The 7,248-nt window shown below is 65.4% G+C and carries 8 protein-coding genes; 6 read left to right on the top strand and 2 right to left on the bottom strand.

What is annotated here, in order from left to right; genetic code table 11:
- Positions 1–37 precede the first annotated feature (37 nt).
- The 6 genes from EN994_RS11630 (at position 38) to EN994_RS11605 (ending at position 4,848) form a co-directional block, all read left to right on the top strand.
- Positions 38–538, top strand: a complete 501-nt coding sequence (locus EN994_RS11630; protein ID WP_024501775.1) for an Lrp/AsnC family transcriptional regulator — start codon at positions 38–40, stop codon at positions 536–538.
- A complete protein-coding gene (locus EN994_RS11625) occupies positions 535–1,698 on the top strand; it encodes a saccharopine dehydrogenase family protein (RefSeq protein ID WP_063168654.1) in 1,164 nt (387 codons plus the stop codon). Before EN994_RS11630 ends, EN994_RS11625 begins: the two co-directional genes overlap by 4 nt.
- Before the next feature lie 110 nt (positions 1,699–1,808).
- Positions 1,809–2,615, top strand: coding sequence for an ABC transporter substrate-binding protein (locus tag EN994_RS11620; RefSeq protein ID WP_013530558.1), 807 nt, complete (start codon positions 1,809–1,811; stop codon positions 2,613–2,615).
- Positions 2,616–2,720: 105 nt separating this feature from the next.
- Positions 2,721–3,392: an amino acid ABC transporter permease gene (locus EN994_RS11615; protein WP_013530557.1), complete on the top strand. Its 672-nt coding sequence runs from the start codon at positions 2,721–2,723 to the stop codon at positions 3,390–3,392.
- A complete protein-coding gene (locus tag EN994_RS11610; protein WP_063168655.1) occupies positions 3,389–4,063 on the top strand; it encodes an amino acid ABC transporter permease in 675 nt (224 codons plus the stop codon). The genes EN994_RS11615 and EN994_RS11610 overlap by 4 nt, the downstream gene beginning before the upstream one ends.
- Positions 4,064–4,119: 56 nt before the next feature.
- Entirely contained in the window at positions 4,120–4,848 is a 729-nt protein-coding gene (locus EN994_RS11605; RefSeq protein ID WP_024501778.1) for an amino acid ABC transporter ATP-binding protein, read from the top strand.
- Between the two features lie 10 nt (positions 4,849–4,858).
- Here the strand turns inward: EN994_RS11605 and arsK are convergent, their stop codons facing one another.
- Together arsK and EN994_RS11595 are read right to left on the bottom strand one after the other, a co-directional pair.
- The gene (arsK, locus tag EN994_RS11600) at positions 4,859–6,103 is read right to left on the bottom strand and encodes an arsenite efflux MFS transporter ArsK (protein ID WP_063168656.1); all 1,245 of its coding nucleotides are present in this window, start codon (positions 6,101–6,103) and stop codon (positions 4,859–4,861) included.
- Positions 6,096–7,248, bottom strand: a 1,153-nt coding sequence (locus EN994_RS11595) for an FAD-dependent oxidoreductase (RefSeq protein ID WP_127307546.1), incomplete at its 5' end; no start/stop codon positions are given. The genes EN994_RS11595 and arsK, both read right to left, overlap by 8 nt.

The raw sequence follows: 7,248 nt of genomic DNA, 5'->3' as shown, positions 1-7,248 counted from the left end.
TCGCCAAACTTTTTTCCTTTTGTGAAAGACGGGGACTTTGCGGGAACATCTCGATCTGACCGATCGGCGGCTGGTCAAACAGCTGTCGCAGGACGCCCAGCCGGGCATCAACCGGATCGCCGAGATATTGGCGATTTCGGTGCCGACGGTGCGCTCGCGGCTGCGCAACCTGCTCGACCGCAACCTACTCAAGATCGTCGGGCTGCTGAACCTGACCGAGCGCCCCGAGCTGATCTCCGCCATTGTCGGCATCAATGCCCAAGGGCGCGGCCGGGCCCGCGAACTGGCGCAGCGCATTGCCGAACTGCCTTTCGTCAATTCGGCCTCGGTGGTCACCGGACGCTTCGACATCATCGTCGACGTGACGGTGGCCGGTGACGTCGCCGATCTCTACCGCGTCACCAGCGAACTGATCCCCGGCGCCGGCGAGCCGGGCGAAGTGGTGCGCAGCGAGACCTTCGTCGTCATGGCGTCCTGCAACAAATGGGTCAGCCTGCCGGAAGGCTGCTGGTCGGACGACCGCAAGGAGCCGGCATGAAGATCGCGGTTCTCGGCGGCCTCGGCCTGCAAGGCCGGGCGGCAATCGCCGACCTCGTCGCCAGCGACGGCGTCGAGGAAATTGTCTGCGTCGACACCGCGCCGGACGGCCCTGCCCGGCTTGCCGGCCTGACCGATCTTGCCCGCGTGCGCTTCGTGGTGCCTGAGGGCGCGATCGGCCAGGCCCTGGCCACTGTGCTTGATGATGTCGACGCCGTCATCGACCTGTTGCCGCAGCCGCTGATGCGCGAGGCGGTAAAGGCCGCGATTGCCACGCGCACGCCGCTGGTCACCACCAATTACGCCAAGTCGATCGCCGACCTGGCGCCGGCCGCCGAACAGGCCGGTGTCTCGATCATGACCGAATGCGGGCTCGACCCCGGCATCGACCTCGTGCTCTACGCGCGCGCCGCCAGGCAGTTCGACTCGATTTCTTCGATCGATTCCTATTGCGGCGGCATCCCCGAGCCGCAGGCGATGGCCAAGCCGCTGTGCTACAAGGTGAGCTGGAATTTCGACATGGTCCTGGTCAGCCAGAACCGCGACAGCGTGATGATTGAGGACGGGAACCGTGTCGCGGTGCCTGCCGGCCAGCAGCACGACAATCCGTTCATCCATGAAATCGAGGTTGCCGGTCTCGGCAGGCTCGAAGCCTTCCCCAATGGCGACGCGCTCCACTATGTCGAGATGCTGGACGCCGCAAAAGGGCTGCGCCGCTCCGGCCGCTACACACTGCGCTGGCCGGGATGGTCGGCCTTCTGGGCGCCGTTGAAGGAACTCGGTTTCCTCTCTGAGGACAAGGTGCCCGGCACCTCCAACAGCCCGCGCGAATTCCTTGGCCGGCTGCTCGGCCCGCAATTGCAATACGGCCCCGGCGAAAAGGATCTTTGCGTGATGCGCAATGTCTTTTCCGGCCTCGAAGGCGGCCGCGCCAAGACGGTGACGTCGGACCTGATCATCGAACGCGATCTCGTTTCCGGCCTGTTCGGCATGAGCCTCGGCGTCGGCTATCCCGCCAGCATCGTGGCGCAGATGCTGGCGAGGGGCGAGATCACCAGACCCGGCTTTTTGAACCCGCTGCTGGATGTGCCCGACATCAGGTTCTTCGATGAATTGGCCAGGCGTGGCATCACGGTTTCCGAGACGGTGGCACGGGACTGAGGCGAAAGATTTTCGAACGGTGGCTGCCGCCGGCAACGGCGCTGCCGCTCAAAAAGGAGCCCAAGGAGAACCGCGGGCAGACATTAACGACAACAGGGAGGAATACCGAAATGAAGATTGCCAGACTTTTCATCGCCGGAAGACTTTTCATCGCCGGGCTTGCGCTCGCCGGGCTCACCGCTGCGGCCAGTGCGGGTACGCTCGACGACATCACCAAGCGCGGCGAATTGCGCGTCGCCGTGCAGACCCAGGGACCGCCCTTCTCGCTGGTCGGCGCCAATGGCGAACGCACCGGCAGTTCGGTCGAACTGGCCGAACTGATGGCCAAGGAAATGGGTGTGAAAATCACCTTCCTCGACTTCGACTGGGATGGTTTGATCCCGGCGCTGCTGTCGGGCAAGGCCGACCTGCTGGTCGCCGACATGACACCGACGCTGGCGCGCGGCATGAAGGTCGCGTTCACCACGCCCTACATGTACACGGGCAGCACCGTCTTCACCAAGGCCGACAGCAAGTTCAAGACCACCGAGGACTGCAAGGCCAAGGGCACCAAGATCGCCGTGCTGCTCGGCGCCACCGGCGAGAAGGAAGCCAAGAACGCCTTCCCCGATGCCGACATCAAGAGCTACAAGGGTGGCGGTCCGCTGCTGCTCGACGCCGTCAACAACGGCCAGGCCGACTGCGGCGTCAACGACGTCTCGGCGGTCAAGGGCCAGTCGACCGCCTATCCGGCCGGCACCTTCACCATCATGCCGGACCTTCTGTCGAAGGAGCCGCTTGCCTTCGCCACCCGCTATGATGAGCCGGACCTGTTGATCTGGATGAACCTGTTCCTCAACCAGGTCACTATCGACGGCCGCCTGCAGAAGAACCTCGACTACTGGGTCAATTCCGACGCCTGGAAGAAGGATCACTAAGCAGCGATAAATCCAGGCGGTTTCGCGCGCATCTTAAACGCCGCGAAGCCGCCCGGAATTTCGTTTCATCTGTCGTTGCCTGCGCTCTGGGGATTTCACCCAACGATGCTCGAAAATTTCAGTTTCCGCACCATCGTCGAATACCTGCCGTTGTTCGGACAGGGCCTGGTCACGACCGTTTGGCTGTCGGCGCTGTCCTTTGTCGGCGCGCTCATCGTCGGCATCGTGCTGTGCGCCATGAATCTGCAGCGCGGCTGGCTGTTTCGCGCCCCGGCCAAGGCCTATATCGATGCGGTGCGTGCCACGCCCTTGCTGGCGCAGCTCTATTTTCTTTATTTCGGCCTGCCCCGGCTCGGCTTCGTTCTGCCGGAACTCGTCGTCGGCATCCTCGCGTTGTCGCTGAACAGCGGCGCCTATATCGCTGAAATCATTCGCGCCGGCATCCTGTCGATCCCGCGCGGCCAGGTCGAGGCCAGCGTCGCTTCGGGCATGACCTATGTCCAGCGCATGCGCCTTGTCGTCCTGCCGCAAGCCTTCAAGGTGACGATCCCGCCGCTGCTCGGCCAGGCGATCGTGCTGGTCAAGGATTCCGCCCTTTTGTCGCTGATCTCGGTTTCGGAACTGACACGCGCCGGTCAATTGCTCGCCTCCGACCGCTTCATGCCGGCGGAAGGCTTCCTCACCATCGCCGCCTTCTATCTGCTGCTCTATTACGGCCTGAAAGGACTGGCTGGGCTCTCCAGCCGCTGGCTCGGCACAGCGGGGGCGCGGACATGATCTGGCAACAACTGCAAAGCCTCGCCGGCTCCTATCCACTGGCCCTGCGCGGCCTCGGCATGACCGTGTTGCTGTCGCTGATCAGCCTGGTGCTCGGCACGCTGCTCGGCTTCGCCCTCGGCATCCTGCGGACCGGCGGCAACCGTCTGATCTCGGGTTTGATCGGGGCCTGGGTCGACCTGATCCGCGGCACGCCGTTCCTGGTGCAGATCTTCCTGATCTTCTTCATCCTGCCTGAGTTCGGCATCGAACTCGATGCCTTCACCGCCGGCATCATCGCGCTGACCAATCTGGCTGCCTGCTTCATCTGCGAGATCGTCGTCGCCGGCATCCGCTCGGTGCCGACAGGCCAGGTCGAGGCGGCACTGGCGTCCGGCCTGTCGCGCTGGCAGCGCATGCGCCAGGTGGTGCTGCCGCAGGCGATGCGCATCGTGCTGCCGCCATTGGTCGGGCAGTATGTGCTGCTGATCAAGGATTCTTCTGTCGTCTCGGCCATCGGATTGACCGACCTCACCCGCGTCGGCTGGCTGGTGGTGCAGCGTGTGCCCAACGGCCTGCTGGTGTTCTTCCTCGTCGGCGTCGGCTATTTCATCGTCTGCTATCCGCTGATCATGCTGGCCCGCCGGCTGGAGCAGCGCATGGGCGCGGCGCATGCCGAGGTGCAGTTGTGACTTCCAACCCCAAAGGTCCAGAAAACATGACCAAAACGGGCCTTGCCAAAACCGGCATGATCGACTTTCGCGGCGTCAACAAATGGTTCGGCTCGCTCAACGTGCTCAAGGACATCACGCTCAGCGTCGAACCGCGCGAAGTGGTCGTCGTCTGCGGCCCGAGCGGCTCGGGCAAAAGCACTCTGATCCGCTGCGTCAACGGCCTGGAGGCGATCAAGGACGGCGATCTCGTCGTCGACGGCCAGCGCCTGGGCGACCCCGCCACCAACATGACCCAGCTGCGCACCGAGATCGGCTTCGTCTTCCAGTCGTTCAACCTCTACCCGCATAAGACGGCACTCGAAAACGTCACGCTCGCCCCCATCCATGTCCGCAAGATCCCGCGTGCCGAAGCCGAAAAGGCCGGCCGCGAATTGCTGGCCAAGGTAGGCCTCGCCGACAAGGTCAATGCCTATCCAGCACAGCTCTCCGGCGGCCAGCAGCAGCGCGTGGCGATCGCGCGTTGCCTCGGCATGCGGCCCAAAATCATGCTGTTCGACGAGCCGACCTCGGCGCTCGATCCCGAGATGATTTCCGAAGTGCTCGACGTCATGGTCGCGGTCGCCGAGGAAGGCATGACCATGATGGTGGTGACGCACGAGATGGGCTTTGCCCGCAAGGTCGCCCAGCGCGTGGTGTTCATGGACGCTGGCGCCATCGTCGAAAGCGGCACGCCCGACGAGTTCTTCTCACACCCCAAGACCGACCGCAGCCGCGCTTTCCTGAGCAAGATTCTGCGGCACTAAAGGCGGGCGGTCAGGTCGCCTCTTCCGCGCTGCCGCCAATCGCAAACGCTGCCGGGCCGCCGCGCCGCCTGAGCAGCGCGATGGCGAGGAAGGCGATGACGCCGCTCGCGGCGACGACCACCAGCACCCACAGGGAATTGGCGACCGATGTCCGCGCCATCATGAAGGCGAGCGCGAACGGCGCAAAGGCCGAGGTGAACTGACGGGCAGCGCTCGCCCATCCCAGCCGCGCGCCATAGCCTTCGCGGCCGAAGAGTTCGAGCGGCAAGGTGCCGCCGACGATGCTGGTGAGGCCGGAGCCGAGGCCGAACAGGAACACGAACACGAAGGCGCCGGGCAGCCATGGCGTGGTCAGCAACAGCGCACACAGCCCGGCCGTGAGCAGTGACGCGGCAATGACGGCAAGGTGCGTCTGCTGCAGCCGCCCGCCAAACAGCATGTTGATCAACCGGCTGGCGACCTGCGCCGGCCCGAACAGGGTCGAGACGAAGAGGCCTGCGGTGCCGAGCCCAAGGGCCGCCGTCAGCGGCACCATGTGGATGAGGATCGCCGACAGCACGAAGCCTTCGGTGGCGAACCCCGCCAGCATCAGCAGGAATGCGGCCCGGCCGCGCCGCGCATCGAGCGGCATTCCCGCTTCATCGGGGGCGGAGCCGCGCTCATGCGGCGTGACCGTTGCGTGGCGACGCGACAGGCGCATCAGCCAGGCGTGGATCGGCAGGCATAGGCCGAGATTGAGAGCGGCGAACAAAAGGTAGACCTCGCGCCATGTGAGATGCGCATGCAGCGCCGAGGTCAGCGGCCAGAACAGGGTAGAGGCAAACCCGGCGATCAGCGTCAGATGGGTGATGCTGCGTTGCGGCCGGGGAACCCCGACCTGCACGATCAACACGAAGGCAGCGCTGTAGAGGACGAAGCTGGAGGCCAGTTCCATCGCCAGCAATCCCAGAACGAAGCTCACGCGGCCGGGTGCGACGGCGCACAGCGCCAGCGCCACAGCCGCCGCGACCGAGCCGACGGTCATGAGGCGGCCGGCGCCGAAGCGGTCGGCCCACCGCCCGGCAGTCGGCGCGAACAGGCTGCCGGCAAACAGCGAGGCCGACAGGGCTGCGAATACCCAGCCTTCCGTGAGCCCGAACTCGCGTGCCATTGCCGGCGCCAGCATCGAGAAGCTGTAATAGAGCGTGCCGTAGCCGATGATCTGGGTCAGCCCAAGCGCCCAGATCGCCTTGCGCAGGACGGACCGGTCAGGCATCGATGCCGGCCGATACGGCTCTTCTCGGCTCGGCATCGGTTGCGCAGCCGCAACCCGATGCGCCGGTTGCCTTGGCGTCCGCATCCCTGACGCAGCAGGCATCGACAGCGGCGGGAGCAGCCCCGCCACAGCAGCCGGCGCTTTCCGATACCGTCGCGACACCGACGGCACTGCACACGCCGGTCTCCGGCAGCACCAGCCGCACCTCGCGGGCCGCGGCATGGTCTCCGGCAATATCGGCCACCACCGAGCGGACCTGCTCGTAGCCGGTCGCCATCAGGAAGGTCGGGGCACGGCCGTAGGATTTCGAGCCGACGATGGTGAAACCGGGTTCGGGATGCGCGAGCTCCGCAATGCCATGCGCGGGAACCGTGCCGCATGAGTGGAAGTTCGGATCGATCAGCGGCGCCAGTGCCGGCGGCGCTTCGACGACGGGATCGAGCGCGATGCGGATTTCGCCGAGGAACGACAGGTCTGGCCTGAAGCCGGTGGTGACGACGATGCGGTCCACGGCCATGCTGAACGGCTTGCCGGCGAGGTGGGCGTCGACGGCAAGCTTCTCGCCTTGCGTCTCGATGCGGTCGACGGCGAAGCCCGTCAGCATGTTCAGCCTGCCGTCCGCCATCGCCTGCCTGGCGGCCAGCCCGAGCGCGCCACGTTCCGGCAACTGGTCGTTCAGCCCGCCGCCGAGCAATCTCTCGATGCTGGCGTGCCGCAGCGCCCAGAAGATTTCGGTGCCAGGCACGCCATCCTGCAACTCCATCAGCGCCAGCGCGACGTTGATGGCCGAGTGCCCGCCGCCGATGACCAGGATGCGCTTGCCCGCATAGTCTTCTCTCGCCTTGCCGACCACGTCGGGAATGCCATAGGCGATGCGTGCCGACGCCTTGCCTTCGCCGGCAACCGGCAGCCCGTCGATGCCGATCGGGTTTGGCCGCCACCATGTTCCGGATGCGTCGATGACGGCGCGTGCGAGAAAGCGGTGCTCACCGCCGCCATCGCGGTAGCGGATGACGAAGGGCGCGTCCTTGCGGCCGTCATTGGCGACCTTGTCGTGCCCCTGACGGGTGATCGCGGTGACCTCGGCGCCGAGCTTCAGATTGGCGGCGATCGCCGGAAGCCGGCCAAGCGGCGCCAGATAGTCG

This window comes from Mesorhizobium sp. M7A.F.Ca.CA.002.09.1.1, assembly GCF_003998555.1.
GTDB classification, from domain to species: domain Bacteria; phylum Pseudomonadota; class Alphaproteobacteria; order Rhizobiales; family Rhizobiaceae; genus Mesorhizobium; species Mesorhizobium ciceri.
The sequence above is the reverse complement of the archived record's forward strand: the minus strand, read 5'-3'. Positions and strand labels throughout refer to the sequence as shown.

What these genes read in the sequence shown, in the direction of transcription:
- EN994_RS11620 (WP_013530558.1), top strand. Translation starts at nt 1,809, where the DNA reads ATGAAGATTGCCAGACTTTTCATCGCCGGAAGACTTTTCATCGCCGGG.
- arsK (WP_063168656.1), bottom strand. Translation starts at nt 6,103, where the DNA reads ATGCCTGACCGGTCCGTCCTGCGCAAGGCGATCTGGGCGCTTGGGCTG.
- EN994_RS11615 (WP_013530557.1), top strand. Translation starts at nt 2,721, where the DNA reads ATGCTCGAAAATTTCAGTTTCCGCACCATCGTCGAATACCTGCCGTTG.
- EN994_RS11625 (WP_063168654.1), top strand. Translation starts at nt 535, where the DNA reads ATGAAGATCGCGGTTCTCGGCGGCCTCGGCCTGCAAGGCCGGGCGGCA.
- EN994_RS11605 (WP_024501778.1), top strand. Translation starts at nt 4,120, where the DNA reads ATGATCGACTTTCGCGGCGTCAACAAATGGTTCGGCTCGCTCAACGTG.
- EN994_RS11610 (WP_063168655.1), top strand. Translation starts at nt 3,389, where the DNA reads ATGATCTGGCAACAACTGCAAAGCCTCGCCGGCTCCTATCCACTGGCC.